The sequence below is a fragment of the Alcaligenes sp. NLF5-7 genome (assembly GCF_024266725.1).
GTDB lineage: Bacteria > Pseudomonadota > Gammaproteobacteria > Burkholderiales > Burkholderiaceae_B > Alcaligenes > Alcaligenes phenolicus.
Window position 1 is genome coordinate 3712020 of the sequence record NZ_CP100755.1, and the last position, 20666, is coordinate 3732685.

Genomic DNA, 20666 nt, shown 5'->3' on the forward strand with positions numbered 1-20666 from the left:
TGCCCGCCTGTTTCTTTTGTATCCTAGACGTCCAACAATATGTCTATTTATTCAATGTGGGGGGCCCTGGAGATTGGTCTGATTTTCGGACTGGTTGCTCTGGGTGTTCTGATTTCTTTTCGCATCCTGCGATTTCCTGACCTGACGGTCGATGGTAGTTTTCCTTTGGGTGGGGCGGTTGCCGCCATCCTGATCAGTCAGGGCAATGATCCTTTCCTGGCGACTGTAGTGGCCACTTTTGCTGGTGCCATTGCCGGCACGATTACTGGCTGGTTGAACGTACGCCTGAAAATCATGGATCTGCTGGCCAGTATCCTGATGATGATCGCCTTGTATTCCATCAACCTGCGCATCATGGGCCGTCCCAATGTGCCCCTGATCATGGAGCCGACGGTCTTCACGATTCTGCAGCCCGAGTCCATCGCTGACTATATTGCTCGTCCCTTGATGCTGATTGGTTTGGTAATCATTGCCAAACTGGCGCTGGATTGGTTCTTCGGTACGCAAACTGGCCTGGCCATGCGCGCTACCGGCGCCAATGCGCGTATGGCCCGTGCTCAAGGTGTGGCAACTGGCAATATGCTTTTGCTGGGCATGGCTATTTCCAATGCCCTGGTCGCCTTGGCTGGTGCCTTGTTTGCACAATCGCAGGGTGGGGCGGATATCTCCATGGGTATCGGGACCATCGTGATTGGTCTGGCTGCCGTGATTGTGGGTGAAAGCATCTTGCCCGCACGCAAACTGTTCTACGCCACCTTGGCCGTGGTGCTGGGCGCGATTCTGTACCGTTTCTTTATTGCTTTGGCTCTGAATGCCGATGTGATCGGCCTGAAAGCGCAGGACTTGAACCTGGTCACCGCTTTGCTGGTTACCGTGGCGCTGGTGATTCCATTGCTCAAGAAAAAGCGTGCTCGTAAACAGAAGGGGGCCCAGTAATGTTAGAAGCAAAAGATCTGTCCCTGACATTTAATCCAGGTACGCCCATTGAAACCCGTGCCTTGCGCGGTTTGTCCCTGACCATTCCGGAAGGGCAGTTCGTGACCGTGATCGGTTCCAACGGTGCGGGCAAGTCTACTTTTCTGAATGCGATCTCGGGCGACCAGTCTGTTGATGATGGCCAAATCATGATCGACAAGGTAGACGTGACTCGCCGCCCGGTCTGGGAGCGAGCCAATTGGGTAGCACGTGTGTTTCAGGATCCAATGGCCGGTACCTGTGAAGATCTGACCATTGAAGAAAATATGGCGCTGGCCACCTGCCGTGGCAGCCGCCGTGGTCTGAGCCGTGCCGTGCGTCACTCCATGCGCGCTGAATTTGCAGAGCGTCTGGAAACCTTGGGTCTGGGTCTGGAAAACCGTCTGACAGACCGCATCGGATTGTTGTCCGGTGGCCAGCGTCAGGCCGTCAGCCTGTTGATGGCGGCCTTGCGTCCTTCCAAGATCTTGCTGCTGGACGAACATACGGCGGCACTGGACCCGCGTACGGCTGACTTTGTTTTGCAACTGACCAATCGGATTGTGCGTGAAGGTGGCCTGACCACCATGATGGTCACGCACAGTATGCGTCAGGCGCTGGATGTGGGTGATCGCACGGTCATGTTGCACCAGGGCAAGGTGGTTCTGGATGTCAGTGGTGAACAGCGTCAAGGCCTGGATGTGCGAGATTTGCTGGAGATGTTCGAGCGGGTTCGGGGCGAGACTTTAGCCGACGATAGTTTATTGCTAGGTTAGGAAGCACTATCCCGGATTTGGAAAACCGCGTGAACTCTGAGGGTTAAACGCGGTTTTTTTATATTCAAGAAACCGTAGGTATATGATAATACGTGTTCTTTTGGCATAGGCAGACAGCGGAGCGGGTGCAAGGGGGTAGCTGGCTAATCGTAGTCGCCAAATAATGGCAAGATCGAAATGAGTCTCATCGCAAATTTTCCTGTTTGATTTGCGCTTTTTCGACATATACTTGCTGCTTGTCCAAACCATACAATCCAGTCAGTTTAAGCGTTAAACTCCCATGCAACGCTTAGCTCAGGAGTTCTTCATGTCATTTCAAAGCTTGTTGGGTCGGCAGACTTTTCGTATTGCTGCCTTCTCTTCCTTGGTTCTGCTCGCCGCTTGCGGCAACAAAGAGCCTCAAGCTCCGGCCGGCGGGATGAAGGTCCCAGTCAGTGTGATTACCGTCCAACCGACCTCTACCGAGTTGTTCTCCGAGCTGCCTGGACGAGTCGAAGCAATTAAAGATGCACAAATCCGCGCCCGTGTTTCCGGGATTGTGGAAGAGATCAACTTTGAGCAGGGCGCTGATGTCAAACAAGACCAGCTCTTGTTTACCATTGACCCGGCTCCGTACCGTGCAGTTCGTAACCAGGCTGCAGCTCAGCTGAAAAACGCCCAGGCTGACGCACAAAGTGCCAAGCAGTTGGCCCAGCGTTACGAGCGTCTGATCAAGGAAAATGCAGTTTCCCGCCAGGATTACGACAACGCCAAGGCCCGCGCCATGCAGGCCGATGCCGCCATTGCCGCTGCACAGGCGACCCTGGACAGCGCCAATATTGATCTGGGCTACACCAAGATTGTGTCGCCCGTGTCGGGCCGTATCGGCAAGTCCCTGGTTACCGAAGGTGCTCTGGTTTCCGCCGCCAACGCCACCCATATGGCCACCGTGCAGCAACTGGACCGTGTCTATATTGACGTGACGCGTTCCACTGCTGAACTGACGCAGCTGCGTCGCGCCATGGCCGATGGCACCTTGAAGTCGGCTGGTGAAGGCCAGGCCAAGGCCAAGGCCGTTCTGGAAGATGGCTCCCTGTACGATCAGGATGGCGCTTTGCTGTTTAGCGGTGTCAGCGTGGATCCATCCACCTCGCAAGTAACCTTGCGTGCCGTGTTCCCTAATCCTGACGAAATCCTCTTGCCCGGCATGTACGTACGCGTACGCCTGGAACAAGGCGTTATTCCGGATGCCTTGCTGGTGCCCGCCCAAGCTGTTCAGTACACCTCGGATGGTGCTTCCAACATTTATGTAGTTCGTGAAGAAAAAGCCCAGTCCGTACCTGTCGTGCTGGGACCTGAGAGCGATGGTCAGTATGTGGTCAACAAAGGCCTGCAAGCTGGCGACCAGATCATTGTCGAAGGCTTCCAGAAGATTCGTCCCGGTGCCCCTGTCCAGACGATGCCTTGGAAGGGCAACAAGTCAGCCGCTGCACCTGCTCCTGATGCGGCTCCCGCACAGGAACCGGCCGCCGCTGCTGAGCCAAACGAAGCCAAGTCTAGCGAGTAAGCGACATGCCTCAGTTTTTTATTGAAAGGCCCATTTTTGCATGGGTCGTTGCCTTGGCGATCACGCTATTTGGCTTATTGGCTTTGCCCAATATGCCTGTAGCGCAGTATCCCGATGTGGCACCACCTTCGGTCACCATCCGGGCGACCTACCCAGGCGCAACCGCGGAAGACGTTGCCAGTACGGTAGCCAGTGTGATCGAAGATCAGCTGAACGGTGCCAAAGGCCTGCTGTACTACGAGTCCGTCAGTGACTCCTACGGCTCGACCGAAATCACCGCCACGTTCCGTCCTGGTACCAATCCTGACATGGCTCAGGTAGACGTCCAGAACCGGGTCAGCAACATTACTGCGTCCTTGCCGACAGCGGTGATGGAGCAGGGCCTGCACGTGGAGCAGTCCAGTACCGGCTTTCTGCAAGTGGTGACCTTGTCCTCCACGGATGGCAGTCTGGATCAGACAGCTCTGGCTGACTACATCGAACGCAATATCAAGAACACGATTTCTCGTGTTCCTGGTGTGGCTCGCTTCCAGCTGTTTGCATCCGGTCGCGCCATGCGTGTGTGGCTGGACCCTGCCAAGCTGGTCGGTTACCAGATGAGCCCAGCGGACGTGACCAACGCGATTCGTCAGCAAAACATGCTGGTGTCTGCCGGTATTCTGGGTGGCCCACCCAATCAGGACAGTCAGCGTGTGGCCGCACCCATTACGGTGAACGGTCAGTTGGCAACCGTGGAAGAGTTTGAAAACATCATTCTGCGCTCGCAGCCTGATGGCTCGACCGTACGTATTAAAGACGTCGCTCGTGTGGAAGTGGGGGCGGACAACTACCAGTTTGGTGCCCGTCTGAACAGCAAGCCAACAGCGGCTTTTGCTATCTCCCTGTTGCCTGAAGCGAACGCGCTGGATACTGCCGCGGCAATCAAAGTCGAAATGGAGAAGTTGGCCGAGTTCTTCCCGGAAAACATCCGCTACGACATTCCTTACGACACCTCGCCCTACGTGGACAAGTCCATCACCCAGGTGGTTTACACCTTGCTGGAAGCCATGGTGCTGGTGTTCATCGTGATGTACGTGTTCCTGCAAAACGTGCGCTACACCCTGATCCCTGCACTGGTGGTGCCGGTGGCTATCTTGGGGGCGTTCGCGGTGATGCAGGTGCTGGGCATGTCCGTGAACGTGCTGACCATGTTCGCGATGGTGCTGGCCATTGGTATTTTGGTGGACGACGCGATCGTGGTGGTGGAGAACGTCGAACGTATCATGGTGGAAGACGGGCTCTCGCCTAAGGAAGCGACCAAGAAAGCCATGCCGCAAATTAGTGGCGCTATTGTGGGTATTACGCTGGTGCTGTCGGCCGTGTTCTTGCCCCTGGCATTCATGGCCGGTTCGGTGGGGGTGATTTACCGTCAGTTCTCGGTGGCCATGGCCGTGTCGATTGCCTTCTCCGGCTTTTTGGCACTGACCTTTACACCTGCCTTGTGCGCGACTTTGTTGAAACCTATCCCCAAGGGTCATCACGAAACCAAGCGTGGCTTCTTTGGTTGGTTCAACCGTGTCTTTACGCGTACCACCAATGGTTACGAAAGCTTTATTGGCAAGACCTTGCGTCGTGGCGGTCGGATGATGTTCATCTACCTGATCATGGTGCTGGTGCTGGGCTTCCTGTACATGCGTATGCCAACCGCGTTCTTGCCCGAGGAAGATCAGGGCTACGTGATTGCCAACATCGAACTGCCTGCCGGTTCGACGGCCAACCGTACGATTGAAACCATCTCCAAGGTAGAGGACTACTTCAAGGAGCAGCCTCAGGTTGAAAACATCATTGCCGTGCAAGGCTTCAGCTTTAACGGTAGTGGTTTGAACTCGGCGATTGCCTTTGTGCCCTTGAAAGATTTCAACGAACGTAAAGGCAAGGAAAACTCGGCTCAAGCCATTTCCGGCAAGGCCATGGGCCAATTGCTGTTCGGTTTGCCCGACTCCATGGTGATCGCGATTGTGCCACCCGCTATTTCTGCTCTGGGTAACTCCTCGGGTATTGATATGCGTCTGGAAGACCGCGGCGGCATGGGTCACGATGCCCTGATGGCAGCCGCGGATCAGTTGCTGGCCCTGGCCAAGGCAAGCCCTGTGTTCGATCCACAGAGTGTGCGTATCACGGGCTTGGGACCTGGCAAACAGATTCGTCTGGAAATTGACCGAGACAAGGCGGCTGCCCTGGGTGTGAACTTCAGCGAAGCTTCTGCCTTGATCAGTGGCGCCCTGGGCTCGTCTTTTGTGGGTAAATTCACCAACCAGGGACGTGTGCAAAGTGTCTGGGTACAAGCTGATGCGCCATATCGCATGACCATCGACGATGTGCTCAAGCTCAACGCTCGCAACAGCGAAGGCAAGATGGTTCCGCTGTCGGCTTTTGTCAGCCAGACGACCGAACAAGGTCCGGTACAGATCGTGCGCTACAACAGCTACGAGTCTGTCCGTATCGGTGGTGGCCCCGCTCCAGGCTATACCTCGGGTGAAGCCATGATCGAGATGGAAAACCTGATGAAGCAGTTGCCTAGCGGCTTTGGTGTGGACTGGACAGGTCTGTCTTATCAAGAGCGTCAGGCCGCAGGCCAGTCCGCTATCTTGATGGGCTTGGCGGTTCTGGTGGTGTTCATGCTGCTGGCTGCCTTGTACGAAAGCTGGGCGATTCCGCTGTCCGTGATGCTGGCCGTACCGTTGGGTATGCTGGGTTCGGTCTTGCTGGTCTCCGGTCTGGGTATGCCTAACGACGTGTACTTCCAGGTGGGTATCGTGACGGTGATCGGTCTGTCAGCGAAGAACGCGATTCTGATTGTGGAGTTTGCCAAGGATGCCTACGCACGTGGTGCTACCTTGATCGACGCCACTCTGGAAGCCGCTCGCTTGCGTTTCCGTCCTATCTTGATGACCTCTTTCGCCTTTGTGCTGGGTGTGGTGCCTCTGGCTACCTCGACTGGTGCGGGTGCTGCCAGCCAGAACGCCGTGGGTCTGGGTGTGCTGGGTGGTATGTTGGCCGCAACGCCCTTGGCTGTCTTGATGGTGCCGACCTTCTTTGTCGTGATCCTCAAGCTCTTTAAAACTAAACCCCGTCTGTTTGGCGAAGCCGCTAAATTGCACGAGGAAGAACAGGCCAAACAAGCTGCACAGCCGGCCGGTTCGCAAGGAGGACAGCACTGATGTCTAGCATGTTTTTACGTAGCCCCTTGGTGCTGGCCGTGGCGTTTGCCTTGTCGGCTTGCTCCTTGGCACCGAAGTACGAGCGTCCTGATTCTCCCGTGCCCGCACAATTCCCTCTGGCCCAGCAGGGCCAGGCGGATGCGGCACAGGCTGCTGATCTGGGCTGGCGTGAATTCTTTACGGATCCGCGTCTGCATGCCCTGATCGAGCAGGCTCTGGAGAATAACCGCGATCTGCGTATTGCCACCCAGCGCATCGAGGAAGCTCGCGCGCAATACGGCGTGGCACGCAGTGACCAGTTGCCCAGCATTGGTGTGCAGGCGGCCGAGCAGGCCACCCACACACCGGCTGAGCTGCGTCCTGGTGGCCCAAATTCGGCCCCCGTAACCCGTACGTTCCAGGCCGGTGTCGGTATCACTGCTTTCGAGCTGGACTTCTTTGGTCGAGTGCGTGATCTGGCCCGTGCTGCTCAAGAACAGTACTTTGCCACCGAGCAGGCTCAGCGTACCGCCCATATCGCCCTGGTGGCGGGCACCGCCGAAGCCTACTTCAAGGTACGTACTGCCGAAGAACTGCATGCTTTGATGAGCAATACCTTGCGCAGCCGTCAAGAGACATTGCGCCTGGTGCAGTCTTCTTACGATGCCGGTACGGTGTCGGCGCTGGACCTGAACCAGGCCAAGGTGCAATACAACACCGTGCGTTCCGATATGCAGGCTGTCGAGCGTGATCGTCAGCGTGCACTCAATGCCTTGCAGGTCTTGTTGGGCGGTGAAATACCGGCTGACTTGCCAGCAGGCTTGCCCTTTACCCGTGCTCAGCTGATGCCTAGCTTGCCTGTAGGGTTGTCGGCAGAATTGCTGGAGCGTCGTCCTGACATTCTGGCCGCCGAGCACGCCTTGCGTGGTTCCAACTACAGCATCGGGGCAGCACGCGCTGCTTTCTTCCCGCGTCTGAGCCTGACCGGTCTGCTGGGCTTCATGAGCCCCGAGCTGGGTGGTCTGTTCAGTTCGGGTAACCGTTACTGGCAATTCCAGCCGCAAATTACCATGCCGCTGCTCTCGGGCAGTACCTGGGCCAATCTGGATCTGGCCGAGGCTCGTCGTGACATTGCGATCAGCCAGTATGAAAAAACCATTCAGGAAGCCTTCCGCGAAGTGGCTGATGCTCTGGCGGGCGAAGCCACCTACGGTCAGCAGATCGACGCCTTGCAAGAGGTTGATCAGGCTGCCAGCGAAAGCTTGCGTCTGGCCAAGCTGCGTTACGAAGTGGGTATAGACAGCTTCCTGCAGGTGCAAACGGCGGAAGTCAGCCTGTACGGTACGCGTCAAGCCTATATTCAGACTGGCCTGGCATCCCTGATGAACCGGGTCGAGTTGTACAAGGCTTTGGGTGGCGGCTGGACAGCTGAAACCGTCAAGCCTGAAACAAAGACCCAGGCCACTGGGACAGCACCGGAGTAAACAGGCGATAATACGTCTGGTCATTCATCCCTGAAACTACGGAGGTCCTTGGGGAATGTTAGAACTGGGCGTCAATATCGATCATGTGGCGACGCTGCGCCAGCAGCGTCTGACCACATACCCTGATCCAATTCAGGCCGCTTTGCGAGCAGAAGAAGCCGGAGCGGACCTGATCACCTTACATCTGCGTGAAGACCGGCGTCATATTCAGGATGCCGACGTCGAGGCCCTGCGCCCCGTACTGCGTACCCGGATGAATCTGGAATGCGCCATCACCACCGAAATGCTGGACATTGCCTGCCGTATCAAACCGGACGATGTCTGCCTGGTTCCCGAACACCGTGCTGAACTGACGACCGAAGGTGGTCTGGATGTGGTCGGTCATCTGGACCAGGTCAAGGCGGCTGTGCAGCAATTGCAGGCTGCCGGTATTCGCGTCTCGCTGTTCATTGATGCCGACCCGGCGCAAATCCGAGCCGCCAGCGACGTGGGTGCCACCGTGATTGAACTGCACACCGGCACCTATGCGGATGCTCAAACGCCCGAGCAGGCCGCCAGCGAACTGGAGCGTATCCGTGCCGGTATTGCTCAAGGTGTGTCGCAAGGTCTGCGTGTGAATGCGGGTCATGGCCTGCACTACGGCAACGTACAAGCGATTGCCGCCTTGCCGGGGCTGACGGAGCTTAATATTGGTCACGCCATTGTTGCCCAGGCTGTCTTTGACGGTTGGGAAAAAGCCGTGCGCGACATGAAAGCCCTGCTGGTGCAAGCGGGCGCTCCTGCTCAAGCCTGACTGAGCCCTGCCATCTGGGCAGGGCACTCTTAACTGATTCTGGAAGCACTATGAATACCATTGATTCCCTATTGTCCCGCCGCTCCATCAAGCTGGTGCAAGGCCCCGGCCCGAACGAGCAGGAGCTGGACCTGATTTTGCGCGCTGCCATGGTCGCTCCTGACCATGGCCGTTTACAGCCTTGGCGCTTTTGCCTGATCCGCGGTGAAAACGTGCAGGCTCTGGGCGAACTGGCCATTGCCGCCAATGAGCGCGCCGGTAATCCCTTGACCGAGCAGAAAGCTGCCAGCGTCCGCGCCTGGCTGGCCAAAGTGCCCATGCTGATTGCTGTAGCCAGCCACATCGATCATGGTGAAGAAAAAATTCCTGAACTGGAGCGTGTTCTGGCAACGGGCGCAGCCGTCAGCAATATGCTGCATGCTGCTCACCAGTTGGGCTTTGGCGCTTTCTGGAGCACTGGCCTGGGCACCTATGGTGAAGAAGTCCCGGAAGCCCTGGGCTTCGATTCCCTGGATTACCAGTTCCTGGGCTTTGTGTCGGTAGGTACGCCTATTCACAATCTGGGTCCTGCCCAGCGTCCCGAGCCACAAAAGTTCGTGACGGAGTGGCAGCCTGCTTAAATTTGCGGGGTAGCCTGCGCGAGCCAAGTTCGCGATTCTGAAGAAAAAGCCTGAGTTCAATGACGAACCCAGGCTTTCTTGTCTTCTCTTGTTCAGTAAGTGATGCAGGCTGGATGAGCAGCAGGAGGCGGTAGCTTCCTTGTCCTATTCTCCGCGCCCTTGTCTTGATTCCTGCCTGTCTAAACCCGATCTGAGGCCTTAAAGCTTGGCTGTACTGGTTTTCTGATGGACAGGTTTATGCGGTTGAGCCTTGGTCGAGGCATCTGTATGACAGCATGCTCCCTCCAAACCATCCAGAATCGGACAATCTGGATGTTGGTCCCCCTGGCATTGTTCAGCCAGCACACGCAGCTTGGCGGCCATGTCCAGCAGCAGGGCCGCGCGGCTTTCCAGATCCTTGATATGAGCCTGGGCCAGTTGCTTGACCTCGCTGCTGGGGCGTTGCTGATCGCGCCACAGGCTGGTCAGTTGCTGAATGTCCGCCAGATTGAAACCCAGGTCCTTGGCACGAACAATAAAGTGCAAGGTATCCAGGTCCTGATCCTGGTAGACGCGGTAGCCATTGGGGGCACGGTCACTATTCAAGAGTCCCAGATCTTCATAGTGCCGGATCATTTTGGGTGTCAGGCCGGTTACGCGGGCCGCTTCACTAATCAGCATGGGCTTTCCTCGGGCAGTGCAAGGGGACTGCGTTATGATTGAAAGAGTCAATTCTGCACATTGTAGAACGGGTGGTCGGGCAGGTCATCAGGCCCCTGATAGCCTTAGTATGGACTCAAGGAGCGGTTATGAAAGAAATTCAGTGTGATGTTGCCGTGATTGGAGCGGGGACAGCAGGCATGACAGCGTATCGTACGGCCAAACGTGCCGGTAAACGAACGCTGATGATTGAATCAGGCCCCTATGGCACCATGTGCGCACGTGTTGGCTGCATGCCATCCAAGTTGCTGATCGCAGCAGCGGACGCTGCCCATCATGCCCGCCATACCGCTCCTTTCGGTGTTCACGTAGACGGCAATATCCGCATTGAAGGCAAAGAGGTCATGGATCGCGTGCGTCGCGAGCGGGATCGCTTTGTGCAATTTGTGGTGGACGATGTGGAAGGCTTTGATGCCGAAGACAAAGTGCGTGGTCATGCCCGCTTTGTGTCCGAGCATGTGCTGGAAGTGGATGACCATACCCGTATCACCGCAGGGCACGTGATTATCGCCACTGGCTCCACGCCCGTGCGCCCCAAGGAGCTGGAGCCGCTGGGGGCTTTGCTGATCAATAACGAGGATGTTTTTGACTGGACGGATTTGCCGGAAAGCGTGCTGGTCGTAGGTACGGGTGTAATCGGTCTGGAGTTGGGGCAGGCGCTGGCGCGCTTGGGCGTGAAGGTGTCCATCATCAACCGCAGCCAGAGTCTGGCGGGTCTTTCCGATCCTGAGGTACGTGAAGCCGGACGGGCGATTTTCAGCCAGGAACTGAATATTCGTGCCGACGTAGCTGTATTAGGTAGTGAAGTCGTCAATGGCAAGGCGCGCCTGCGCTTGCAGGTGAATGGCAAGGAGTTGGTCGAGGACTACGACTATGTACTGGGGGCGGCAGGCCGCAAACCGCAGTTGGATAATCTGGGGCTAGAAAACACGCCTGCGCAATGGGATAGCAAAGGGCGGGTGGTCTTTGACCTGGACAGCTTGCAACTGAAAGGCACCTCTATCTATCTGGCAGGCGATGTGAACCAACGTGCACCCATCTTGCACGAGGCAGCAGATGATGGTCGTCTGGCTGCCTTGCAAGCCGTCAGCAATGGCCAGGATGAGCCTATGGCGCGTCGTGCACGCATGGCTGTGGTGTTTAGTGATCCGCAGGTGGCTGTGGTTGGTACGCCCTTTAAATCCTTGCCAGAGGGTGCGGTGACAGGCAGCGTGAACTTCGGCAATCAGGGCCGTGCTCGCGTGATGCTGGTCAACCGTGGCTTGTTGCACGTTTATGCGGACAAGGCGGGCAAGTTTCTGGGGGCCGAGATGGTGGGGCCTCAAGCTGAACATATTGCTCACTTGCTGGCCTGGTCCTTGCAGATGGGACTGACGCTGGATCAGATGCTGGCCATGCCGTTCTACCATCCCGTATTGGAAGAGGGCTTGCGTACGGCCTTGCGCGGTGCGCAATCTGCTTTGCGAGGCAAATAAGTCAGCCTGAACGGGTTTGATCCCGTTTTCGGGCTCTGGCCCCGAGAGTCCTGATCCTGTATGTGAACTGCTCGCCAAAAGTTGGACATTGATCCGACCTTTGGCGGGCAGTTTGATTTTCAGGGTGCTTTTATTATTTGGCGGCGTTTTGCAGATGCTGCGCGGTGGTCGCCTCGGTTACCGGGTCATTTTCCAATGCGCCCAGCAAGGAATGCAGCAGGCCGGGAAAGCGGTCCTCCAGATCGTCCTTGCGCAGCGACAGCAGGTTTTCTCGTCCAGAAGGTCGTTGCCAGATTACGCCGCTATCACGCAGGACGCGCCAGTGATGCGTCATGGTGGATTTGGTTTGGCCTTGCAGTAGCGAGCCACAGGCGCGTTCGCCTTCGGAGGCCAAAGCACGCACAACGGCCAGACGCAAGGGATTGCCCAGGGCAGTCAGTACATTTTCCAAGCGAATCTGTGCGCGCTCGGGATGATTGGGAAGCATATCGAGTCCTGTCATTATTCGTCGCGGTGATTGTACCTGTGTCCACGTACCGTTTTCGCGCTGTGGTGTGGATGCACGACGCGTGGAAAAAATCTTGTTAATAGTACGATTGTAGGCGTACTATCTGATTGTTATCAACCACTGAAACAACAGGAGCCCAGGTGCCTTGCACTGCAAGGCAGGACGACTCCAAGGACAATCATCATGGCTCGCCATACACCCATCACTCGCTATCGGAACATTGGTATCTCGGCGCATATTGACGCTGGCAAAACCACCACGACCGAGCGCATTCTTTTCTATACCGGCGTCAGTCACAAGCTGGGGGAAGTGCATGACGGGGCGGCCACTATGGACTGGATGAGCCAGGAGCAGGAGCGTGGCATCACCATTACCTCGGCGGCCACCACCTGCTTTTGGCGAGGCATGGATGGCTCGCTACCCGAGCACCGCATCAATATCATCGACACCCCCGGCCACGTGGATTTCACCATCGAGGTTGAACGCTCCATGCGCGTGCTGGACGGCGCGGTCATGGTGTATGACGCGGTCGGTGGGGTACAGCCGCAATCTGAAACGGTTTGGCGTCAGGCCAACAAGTACAAGGTTCCGCGCCTGGCTTTCGTCAACAAGATGGACCGCGTCGGGGCGGATTTCTTTCGTGTACGTCAGATGATGGTGGACCGCCTCAAGGCCAATCCTGTGCCTGTGGTGATTCCTATGGGGGCTGAAGATGGCTTCAAGGGCGTGATCGACCTGCGTTTGATGAAAGCGATCGTGTGGGACGAGGCCTCTCAGGGTATGAAGTTCAGTTTTGAGGACATCCCTGCGGATTTGCTCGCTATGGCCAGGCAATGGCGCGAGCGCATGCTGGAAGCGGCGGCCGAAGCCAATGAAGAGCTGATGAATCAGTACCTGGAAACGGGTGAGCTGAGCGTGGCCCAGATTACGTTGGGCCTGCGCTTGCGCACCATTGCCGGAGAGATTCAGCCCATGCTGTGTGGCTCGGCCTTCAAGAACAAGGGTGTGCAACGCATGCTGGATGCGGTGGTGGAGCTGCTCCCTTCTCCCGTGGATGTACCTGCAGTGCAAGGCGTGGACGAGGCTGGCGAAATCGTCACTCGCCAATCTGACGACAATGAGAAGTTCTCGGCATTGGCCTTCAAGCTGATGACGGACCCTTATGTCGGCCAGTTAACCTTTGTGCGAGTGTATTCCGGTGTGCTGGCCAAGGGCGATAGCGTCTATATTCCCGGCCGTGGCAAGAAAGAGCGTATTGGCCGGATTGTGCAGATGCATGCCAATGACAGGCATGAAGTTGATGAACTGCATGCGGGTGATATTGCGGCCTGTGTTGGCCTGAAAGAGGTCAGCACAGGGGAAACCTTGTGTGATCCTTCGGCCATCATCACGCTGGAGCGCATGGAGTTTCCCGAGCCGGTAATTCGTCAGGCTGTGGAGCCCAAGACCAAATCCGACCAGGAAAAGATGGGGATTGCGCTCTCGCGTCTGGCTTCTGAAGATCCGTCCTTCCGTGTCAGCACGGACGAGGAGTCGGGCCAGACGATTATTGGCGGTATGGGCGAGCTGCATCTGGAGATCATTGTGGATCGCATGAAGCGCGAGTTCGGCGTGGAAGCGAATGTGGGCAAACCGCAAGTGGCCTACCGCGAAACCATCAGCAAGACCGTGCGCGATGTCGAAGGCAAGTTTGTGCGTCAGTCCGGTGGTAAAGGACAGTACGGCCATGTGGTCTTCACCCTGGAGCCGCAAGAGGCGGGCAAGGGCTTTGAGTTTGTCGATGCCATCAAGGGCGGGGTGGTTCCGCGTGAGTACATTCCGGCAGTGGAAAAAGGTGTGCTGGAGGCCCTGAACAGCGGTGTGTTGGCGGGCTATCCCGTGGTGGATGTGAAAGTGACACTGACCTTCGGTTCTTACCACGACGTGGACTCGTCCGAGCAAGCCTTCAAGATGGCGGCGATCTTTGGTTTCAAGGAAGCGGCCAAACAGGCATCACCCGTGATCCTGGAGCCCATGATGGCGGTGGAAGTGGAAACGCCTGAAGATTATGCCGGTAATGTGATGGGGGACCTGTCCAGCCGTCGTGGCATGGTGCAGGGTATGGATGACATGGTGGGGGCGGGCAAGCTGATCAAGGCGGAAGTGCCTTTGTCCGAGATGTTTGGCTATGCCACTACGCTGCGTTCCATGTCCCAGGGCCGTGCAACATACAGCATGGAGTTCAAACGCTACGCGGAAGTGCCCAAATCCATGGTGCAGGATCTGGTGGCTGAACGTCAGAGCACACGACACGCAGGCTGATACTAAAGGGGGCGGGTGTTCCTGTGTCTAACCAGGCACGGGAACATCCGCCCCGATGCTTTGCCTGTTGTTGTTGTTGTTGTTGTTGTTGTTGTTGTTGTTGTTGTTGTTGTTGTTGTTGTTGTTGTTGTTGTTGTTGTTGTTGTGCTGAGGGCGCTGTTGGCTAGTCTGATCTGAGGTTTGATTCAGGCCCAAGCCCGCTTAGTTCAGCAGACTGCGTACCCCATCCGCCAGAACCTGCACCGACTCGGTATCCGGTGCTAGATATCGCGCTCGGCCTTGCTGATCGAAGATATATACGCCACGGCTGTGCGAGACCTCGTAGTTTTCGGGTGCTTTGGGATCGGGTTTTTCAATCTGGAAGGCCACTCGGTAACGACGGGCCAGATCGGCAATCTGCTTTTCAGAGCCTGTCAGGCCTGTGGTGTGCTTGCCATCAAAGGCGGCCACATAACGGGCCAGGGAGTCGGGTGTATCGCGGTGGGGGTCCACACTGACAAAGATGATGCGCACCTGCTCGGCATCGTTCCCCAGCTCTTCCATGACCAGGCCCAGTTGAGCCAAGGTGGTGGGGCAAATATCCGGGCAACTGGCATAGCCAAAAAACATCATGACGACGTTATCCTTGAAGTCATCCTGGGTGACGGTTTTGGGGCCAGCGGCTTGCAGGGAAAAACGCAGATCGGGCAGGAAGCCACGTACGGGATGCAGATTGGCAGCGGCAGCGCTGCCTAGCAGGAACAAGCCCAGCGCCAGTGTCAGGCCAAACTGTTTAAACAAGACAAGAATGGACTTTACTGGGCTGGGTGTCATGGACGTCCTCTGGGTTCAAGCTGGCTCTGGAGTGAGCCCGCTGTGACGGAGCAGGGCGGTAATGGAAGGATCGCGGCCACGGAAAGCCCGGAAGGAGTCGGCAGCCGGGCGTTCGCCCCCTACGGACAAAATCTCGCGCCAGAAGCGATGGCCCGTATTGCTGTCGAGGGTATCACGTGCTCCATCCGAGTGGGTATAGGCTTTTTCCTCAAAGGCCGAGTAGGCGTCGGCGGACAGGACTTCAGCCCATTTGTAGCTGTAGTAACCCGCGCCGTAGCCACCCGCAAACAAGTGTGAGAACTGATGCGGGAAACGGTGCCACTCAGGCGGAAACAGCACGGCGACTTCCTGGCGAACCTGATCCAGAATCTCCATGACGGCTTCAATGCTCAGACCGCTGTCACGCGAGTGGATCAGCATGTCAAACAGGGAGAACTCCAGCTGGCGTACCATTTGCATGCCGCTTTGGAAGTTGCGGGCCAGATTGAGCTTGTTGTAGAGCGCACGGGGCAGATGCTCACCGGTTTCCACATGGGCCGTCAACATTTGCACCACAGGCCATTCCCAGCAGAAATTTTCCATGAACTGCGAAGGCAATTCGATGGCGTCCCATTCCACGGCGGAGAAGGCCGAGGCGGCTGGATCATCCACACGCGAGAGCAGAGTGTGCAGGGCGTGGCCGGACTCGTGGAACAGGGTGATCACATCGTCATGCGTGAGCAGGGCGGGGCGACCGGGCTGGGGTTCGGCAAAATTGCATACCAGGTAGGCAATAGGCAGGCACAGCTGTTCACCCAGGCGGCGACGGCTGCGTTCGCTATCGACCCAGGCACCGCCTTGCTTGCCTTGGCGGGCGTGCAGGTCCATGTACAGATAACCCAGAACTTTGCCGTCGGAAGCCATGACTTCAAAGGGGCGTACGGCAGGATGCCAGGCAGGCACGTCGGCGGCGCGCAGTGTCACGTCAAACAAGCGCTGAATGACTTTGAACAGGCCGTTCAGAACGGCGGGTTCCGTGAAGTACTGTTTGACCTCGTCTTCCGAGTAGGCGTAGCGCTGTTCACGCAGGCGTTCAGCGCTGAACGGCACATCCCAGGCTTGCAGGGTGTCCAGGCCCAGCTCCTTTTTGGCGAAGGCTTGCAGCTCGTCCAGGTCCTGGCGGGCGTAAGGGCGAGCCTTGGCAGCCAGATCGCGCAAGAAGCTCATCACCTGTTCCGGGGTGTCGGCCATGCGGGTTTCCAGACGCATATGGGCGTAGCTGGCAAAACCGAGCAGGCTGGCTTCCTGGGCACGCAGATCCAGCAGCGTTTCAATCGCCTGGGAATTATCAAACTGGGCATCGCCCTGATCGGAGGCAATGGTGGTGTAGGCTCGGTACATCAACTCACGCAAGGTCTGGTTGCGTGCGTATTGCATGACAGGCAGGTAGCAAGGCATTTTCAATGTCAGACGCCAGCCTTGCTGATCGTGTTCCTGAGCAGCGCGTTGGGCGGCGGCCAGCACGTCGTCCGGGATGCCGTCCAGTTCGGCCTGGTCGGTGACCAGGTAATGCCACTGATCAATCGCATCCAGTACATGCTCGGAGAACTGCTGCGAGGTTTGCGCCAACTCTTCGGAAATACGGGCGTAGTCTTCACGCGCCTGACCTTCCAGTTGCACACCGCTCAGGCGAAAATCGCGCAGGGCCAGGGTAATGATGCGTTGGCGCTGGGGCGTCAGGGTGGCAAAGGCCGGGCTATCGGCCAGCGCCTGATAACGCAGGAACAAAGGACGGTTCAAGCCCACCCAGGTCGAGAACTCGCTCATGCGCGGCAGGCACTGGTTGTACACCGTGCGCAGTTCGGGCGTGTTGACGACCGAGTTCAGGTGACCGGCCACCGACCAGGCGCGATACAAGGTTTCGGTGGCGTCGGTAATGGGCTCGACGATGTTGTCCCAAGTGGGTTCGCTATCGTCGTTGGAGACTGTGTCTACGGCTTGGCGGGCCAAGGCCAGCAGTTGGTCCACCGCCTGCTCGATGTGCTCGGGCTGGATGGCGGGATAGTCAATAAGGCTGTCGATAGGAACCAGTAAGGGATTTGTCGTCATAAACCGTTGATTAAATTAAAGACTGATGTTGGCCGAACGTTCGGCCGCTTCCAAGGTGTTGACCAGCAGCATGGCAATGGTCATGGGGCCCACGCCGCCGGGTACGGGCGTAATGGCCGAGGCCACTTCGCTGGCACTGGCAAAGTCCACGTCGCCGCACAGCTTGCCGTCTGCTCCGCGATTGATACCCACGTCGATCACGACGGCACCGGGCTTGACCATATCGCCGGTAATGATGCCAGGGCGGCCTACAGCAGCGACCAGCACATCCGCACGGCGGGTCTGGGCAGCCAGATCGCGCGTTTTGGAGTTACAGAGGGTGACGGTGGCGCCCGCAGCCAGCAAGAGCATGGCCATGGGTTTGCCCACGATATTGCTGGCACCCACGACTACGGCTTCTGCACCGCGCAGTGCCACGTTTTCGGATTCCAGCATTTTCATGACGCCGTAGGGCGTGCAAGGTGCAAATAGCGGCTTGCCCGTCATGAGCATGCCAGCATTGCTGACGTGAAAACCGTCAACGTCCTTGTGCGGTGCAATGGTTTCAATCACCTTGTGCTCGTCCAGATGGGCGGGCAGGGGCAACTGAACCAGAATGCCGTGCACCGAGCTGTCCTGATTCAAACGAGTGATCAGGGCAAGCAGCTTGGTTTCGGTGGTGTCGGCAGGCAGACGGATGATTTCGGATTTCAGGCCAGCGGCTTCGCATGCCAGGCCCTTGTTGCGTACATAAACCTGGGAGGCCGGATCTTCACCGACCAGCACCACGGTCAAACCGGCTTGAATGCCGTGGGTTTGTTTCAGCTTGGCAACGCGTTCTGCAACGTCCGCCTTGATGGCGGTGGACAGCTTTTTTCCATCAATAATGCGAGCACTCATTTACGCATCCTCGGACTTGGTGAGGGCGATTTTCATGAGGTCGGCAACCGTAGTGACTTCCAGTTTTTCCATGATATTGGCGCGATGCGCTTCGACAGTTTTAATGCTGATGTTCAAGTCCCCGGCAATCTGCTTGTTCAGGCGACCGGCAACAATGCGTTCCAGCACTTGCTGCTCGCGCGCTGTCAGGCGGCCCAGGACTTCTTGTTGATCTTTCTGTGCCTGCGCTTGGGAGGCACGAGCTGTAGCCTGTTCGATCATGCGGCTGACGATGGTGCGCAGATCGGCTTCGTTAAAGGGTTTTTCCAGAAAGTCGATAGCGCCTTTCTTCATGGTGCTCACGGCCATGGGTACGTCACCGTGGCCGGTAATGAACACAATCGGGATAGTCGATTTGCGAGCGATCAGGGCTTCCTGCAGCTCCAGGCCGCTCATGCCGGGCATGCGCACGTCCACAATCAGGACAGCCACCTGGGCCGGGTCGTAGGCGCCCAGAAACTCTTCGCCCGATGCAAAGCAGCGGACCCGATAGCCGTTGGCTTCCAGGAGCCAGCGCAAGGAGTCCCGTACGGCTTCGTCGTCATCGACTACGTAAATGGTGCATGGCATTTGCGGGCTGGTCATTCGGGTATCTCCAGTTTGTTATCAAGGGTGTCCGTTACATCCGGTGCCGCACAAGGTAGACTGAAACGGAAAATCGTTCCACCCTCTGGATTGCCGACAGCCCACAGGCGGCCGTGATGCGATTCAATAATTGTGCGACAGATATTCAGGCCCATCCCAAGGCCTTCGGACTTGGTACTGTAAAACGGTTCAAAGAGGCGCTCGGGGTCTTTCAAGCCATGACCGCGATCGATGACGGCCATCTCCAAAAGCGATTCTTGTTGGGTAATCACCAATTGAAGCACATGATGCTCGCTGTGTTCCATGGCTTCGATCCCATTTTTGAGCAGATTCAATAATACCTGTTCTATGAGAATGGGGTCGGCAATGACGTCAGGAACCGGATCAGGAATGCTCAATTCAATTTCAATTTGGCGCTTGCGGGCGTCGATTTCGGCAAAGCCGACGGCATTTTCCACAATACGCATGACCTTGACCCGGACGCGACGCGGTTCGCTACGTTTCACGAATTCACGAATACGGCTGATGATCTTGCCCGCGCGCTCGGCTTGCTGGGCCGCTTTTTCCAGTGCGGCCAGCAAGGTTTCAGGCTGGTAGCGACCGGATTTCAGCATGGCTACTGCGCCCATGCTGTAGTTATTGATGGCCGTCAGCGGCTGGTTCAATTCGTGCGCCAGCGAGGAGGCCATTTCGCCCATGGTGGTCAGGCGGCTGGTCAGCTGCACCTTTTCCTGCTGAATGCGCGAGGCTTCTTCGTGCTTGCGGCGGTCGGTAATATCGCGCGCCACTTGCAGACGGACACGGCGGCCGTCTGTCCAGGCCAGCATACGGTGATGAACTTCGAACCAGCGAGCCGCCGATTCGGAGTAGATCTCTACGGTTTCATCCGTAAAACGACCCAGGCGGCCACCCAGCAATTCAGCGTGGCCATTGGATTGGGCGCCAAAGAAACGACGATAGGTACGGTTGGCAAACAGCAGTTCCAGACCTTCCGATGTATCGGCCACCACGGAAATGGCATCATCCAGACCTTCCAGCACCGTCATGAAGCGTTCATGGGCGGCGGTCAGGGCTTCGCGAATACGCTTGGGTTCGGTAATGTCCGTCATGGAAGTCATCCAGCCGATCTGCTCTCCATTAGGGGCACGCAAGGGCGAGACATACATACGGGCCGTAAAGCGCGAGCCATCACGGCGCTGAGCCTCCACTTCCAGACCACTGCTGGGCGTGCGGCCGGACAGCAAAAGGTCCAGGGTTTCCTGGTGTTGTTGGTGACGACCGGGTAGCCAGTAAGGGAAGGGGGCGGTGCGACCGACCAGATCGGCCTCGTTCCAGCCGATCATTCTGCAAAAAGCCGGGTTCACATAAGCAATGCGGCCCTGCATGTCAAAAACGCGCATCCCCGTGGACATGGAGTTTTCCATGGCACGCCGGAAACCCGTCTCGGCGGTTTGTGCTGCCTCGGCGTGGGTACGGAAGCGGGTATAGCGCCACAGGGCCAGCAAGCTGACCACAATCACCAGGGACAGGGCCAGAATCACCATCATCAGGCGTTGCTGGCGCGTTTCCTGATCGATGGTCACAAACATGACGCTATCGTTCTGCAAACGCTGCAGCCACAGGAATACCCCCATGACACAGAGGTAGAGAAACAGCACGACAACCGGTGTCAGCCAATAGAATCCACGCCGATTCTGCTTGGCCTGATCATAGAAGGTTGAAGGGATCAGAGACTTTTTGGGATGAGTAGCCATAACAGCAAGAAAAGAAGTATGGCTGGATTGTAATGTAGGGCTATTTTTTTTAGTGATATTTCGTATTATGAAAACACATACCATAAAATGAAATTTTGCTTGAGCGTTTCTGTGTTCTTTCCTAGAATGGTTTGGTGCAGGCGTACCCCGCCTTGAACGCTCACAGTCCGCAA

At 56.9% G+C, this 20666-nt stretch carries 16 protein-coding genes; 9 read left to right on the forward strand and 7 right to left on the reverse strand.

Annotation, left to right across the window (positions count from 1 at the left end):
- The first annotated feature begins 39 nt into the window (after positions 1-39).
- The 7 genes from MID00_RS17075 to MID00_RS17105 all read left to right on the forward strand — a co-directional run bounded on the left by MID00_RS17075 (position 40) and on the right by MID00_RS17105 (position 9352).
- Positions 40-936: an ABC transporter permease gene (locus tag MID00_RS17075; protein WP_009457079.1), complete on the forward strand. Its 897-nt coding sequence runs from the start codon at positions 40-42 to the stop codon at positions 934-936.
- Entirely contained in the window at positions 936-1730 is a 795-nt protein-coding gene (locus tag MID00_RS17080) for an ABC transporter ATP-binding protein (protein ID WP_009457077.1), read from the forward strand. The genes MID00_RS17075 and MID00_RS17080 overlap by 1 nt, the downstream gene beginning before the upstream one ends.
- Positions 1731-2037: 307 nt before the next feature.
- A complete protein-coding gene (locus tag MID00_RS17085) occupies positions 2038-3276 on the forward strand; it encodes an efflux RND transporter periplasmic adaptor subunit (protein WP_009457075.1) in 1239 nt (412 codons plus the stop codon).
- Between the two features lie 5 nt (positions 3277-3281).
- The gene (locus tag MID00_RS17090) at positions 3282-6476 is read left to right on the forward strand and encodes an efflux RND transporter permease subunit (RefSeq protein ID WP_021446545.1); all 3195 of its coding nucleotides are present in this window, start codon (positions 3282-3284) and stop codon (positions 6474-6476) included.
- The gene (locus tag MID00_RS17095) at positions 6476-7939 is read left to right on the forward strand and encodes an efflux transporter outer membrane subunit (protein ID WP_254499175.1); all 1464 of its coding nucleotides are present in this window, start codon (positions 6476-6478) and stop codon (positions 7937-7939) included. The genes MID00_RS17090 and MID00_RS17095 overlap by 1 nt, the downstream gene beginning before the upstream one ends.
- Positions 7940-7994: 55 nt before the next feature.
- Positions 7995-8732: a pyridoxine 5'-phosphate synthase gene (gene pdxJ, locus MID00_RS17100; RefSeq protein ID WP_009457072.1), complete on the forward strand. Its 738-nt coding sequence runs from the start codon at positions 7995-7997 to the stop codon at positions 8730-8732.
- A 50-nt stretch (positions 8733-8782) separates the two neighbouring features.
- Positions 8783-9352: a nitroreductase gene (locus MID00_RS17105; RefSeq protein ID WP_009457070.1), complete on the forward strand. Its 570-nt coding sequence runs from the start codon at positions 8783-8785 to the stop codon at positions 9350-9352.
- Positions 9353-9550: 198 nt separating this feature from the next.
- Here the strand turns inward: MID00_RS17105 and MID00_RS17110 are convergent, their stop codons facing one another.
- Complete coding sequence (locus tag MID00_RS17110) at positions 9551-10012, reverse strand: MerR family transcriptional regulator (protein WP_254499176.1); 462 nt, start codon at positions 10010-10012, stop codon at positions 9551-9553.
- Positions 10013-10140: 128 nt separating this feature from the next.
- Here MID00_RS17110 and MID00_RS17115 point away from each other — a divergent pair, with 128 nt between their 5' ends.
- Positions 10141-11526: a dihydrolipoyl dehydrogenase gene (locus MID00_RS17115; protein WP_254499177.1), complete on the forward strand. Its 1386-nt coding sequence runs from the start codon at positions 10141-10143 to the stop codon at positions 11524-11526.
- 133 nt (positions 11527-11659) lie between these two features.
- Here the strand turns inward: MID00_RS17115 and MID00_RS17120 are convergent, their stop codons facing one another.
- Positions 11660-12013, reverse strand: coding sequence for a helix-turn-helix transcriptional regulator (locus tag MID00_RS17120; protein ID WP_035271750.1), 354 nt, complete (start codon positions 12011-12013; stop codon positions 11660-11662).
- Positions 12014-12217: 204 nt separating this feature from the next.
- On the opposite strand from MID00_RS17120, the gene fusA reads away from it, so the two are divergent.
- On the forward strand, positions 12218-14335 hold the full coding sequence (gene fusA / locus MID00_RS17125; RefSeq protein ID WP_254499178.1) for an elongation factor G: 2118 nt from the start codon (positions 12218-12220) through the stop codon (positions 14333-14335).
- A gap of 201 nt (positions 14336-14536) precedes the next feature.
- Here fusA and MID00_RS17130 read toward each other — a convergent pair whose 3' ends face one another.
- The 5 genes from MID00_RS17130 to MID00_RS17150 are packed head-to-tail and all read right to left on the reverse strand — an operon-like array spanning position 14537 to position 20493.
- Positions 14537-15148, reverse strand: a complete 612-nt coding sequence (locus MID00_RS17130; RefSeq protein ID WP_250755744.1) for an SCO family protein — start codon at positions 15146-15148, stop codon at positions 14537-14539.
- Between the two features lie 15 nt (positions 15149-15163).
- Positions 15164-17236, reverse strand: a complete 2073-nt coding sequence (locus MID00_RS17135; RefSeq protein WP_254499179.1) for a M3 family metallopeptidase — start codon at positions 17234-17236, stop codon at positions 15164-15166.
- A gap of 15 nt (positions 17237-17251) precedes the next feature.
- Positions 17252-18115, reverse strand: coding sequence for a bifunctional methylenetetrahydrofolate dehydrogenase/methenyltetrahydrofolate cyclohydrolase FolD (gene folD, locus MID00_RS17140; protein WP_026483301.1), 864 nt, complete (start codon positions 18113-18115; stop codon positions 17252-17254).
- Complete coding sequence (locus tag MID00_RS17145; RefSeq protein WP_009457051.1) at positions 18116-18739, reverse strand: response regulator transcription factor; 624 nt, start codon at positions 18737-18739, stop codon at positions 18116-18118.
- On the reverse strand, positions 18736-20493 hold the full coding sequence (locus tag MID00_RS17150; RefSeq protein ID WP_009457049.1) for a PAS domain-containing sensor histidine kinase: 1758 nt from the start codon (positions 20491-20493) through the stop codon (positions 18736-18738). The genes MID00_RS17145 and MID00_RS17150 overlap by 4 nt, the downstream gene beginning before the upstream one ends.
- Positions 20494-20666 lie beyond the last annotated feature (173 nt).

Bases quoted from the DNA above. Each gene is read 5' to 3' on its own strand.
- MID00_RS17080 (WP_009457077.1), top strand. From the start codon at position 936: ATGTTAGAAGCAAAAGATCTGTCCCTGACATTTAATCCAGGTACGCCC.
- MID00_RS17105 (WP_009457070.1), top strand. From the start codon at position 8,783: ATGAATACCATTGATTCCCTATTGTCCCGCCGCTCCATCAAGCTGGTG.
- MID00_RS17095 (WP_254499175.1), top strand. From the start codon at position 6,476: ATGTCTAGCATGTTTTTACGTAGCCCCTTGGTGCTGGCCGTGGCGTTT.
- MID00_RS17085 (WP_009457075.1), top strand. From the start codon at position 2,038: ATGTCATTTCAAAGCTTGTTGGGTCGGCAGACTTTTCGTATTGCTGCC.
- MID00_RS17130 (WP_250755744.1), bottom strand. From the start codon at position 15,148: ATGACACCCAGCCCAGTAAAGTCCATTCTTGTCTTGTTTAAACAGTTT.
- MID00_RS17150 (WP_009457049.1), bottom strand. From the start codon at position 20,493: ATGGCTACTCATCCCAAAAAGTCTCTGATCCCTTCAACCTTCTATGAT.
- MID00_RS17075 (WP_009457079.1), top strand. From the start codon at position 40: ATGTCTATTTATTCAATGTGGGGGGCCCTGGAGATTGGTCTGATTTTC.
- MID00_RS17145 (WP_009457051.1), bottom strand. From the start codon at position 18,739: ATGACCAGCCCGCAAATGCCATGCACCATTTACGTAGTCGATGACGAC.
- MID00_RS17110 (WP_254499176.1), bottom strand. From the start codon at position 10,012: ATGCTGATTAGTGAAGCGGCCCGCGTAACCGGCCTGACACCCAAAATG.
- folD (WP_026483301.1), bottom strand. From the start codon at position 18,115: ATGAGTGCTCGCATTATTGATGGAAAAAAGCTGTCCACCGCCATCAAG.
- MID00_RS17135 (WP_254499179.1), bottom strand. From the start codon at position 17,236: ATGACGACAAATCCCTTACTGGTTCCTATCGACAGCCTTATTGACTAT.
- pdxJ (WP_009457072.1), top strand. From the start codon at position 7,995: ATGTTAGAACTGGGCGTCAATATCGATCATGTGGCGACGCTGCGCCAG.
- fusA (WP_254499178.1), top strand. From the start codon at position 12,218: ATGGCTCGCCATACACCCATCACTCGCTATCGGAACATTGGTATCTCG.
- MID00_RS17090 (WP_021446545.1), top strand. From the start codon at position 3,282: ATGCCTCAGTTTTTTATTGAAAGGCCCATTTTTGCATGGGTCGTTGCC.
- MID00_RS17115 (WP_254499177.1), top strand. From the start codon at position 10,141: ATGAAAGAAATTCAGTGTGATGTTGCCGTGATTGGAGCGGGGACAGCA.
- MID00_RS17120 (WP_035271750.1), bottom strand. From the start codon at position 12,013: ATGCTTCCCAATCATCCCGAGCGCGCACAGATTCGCTTGGAAAATGTA.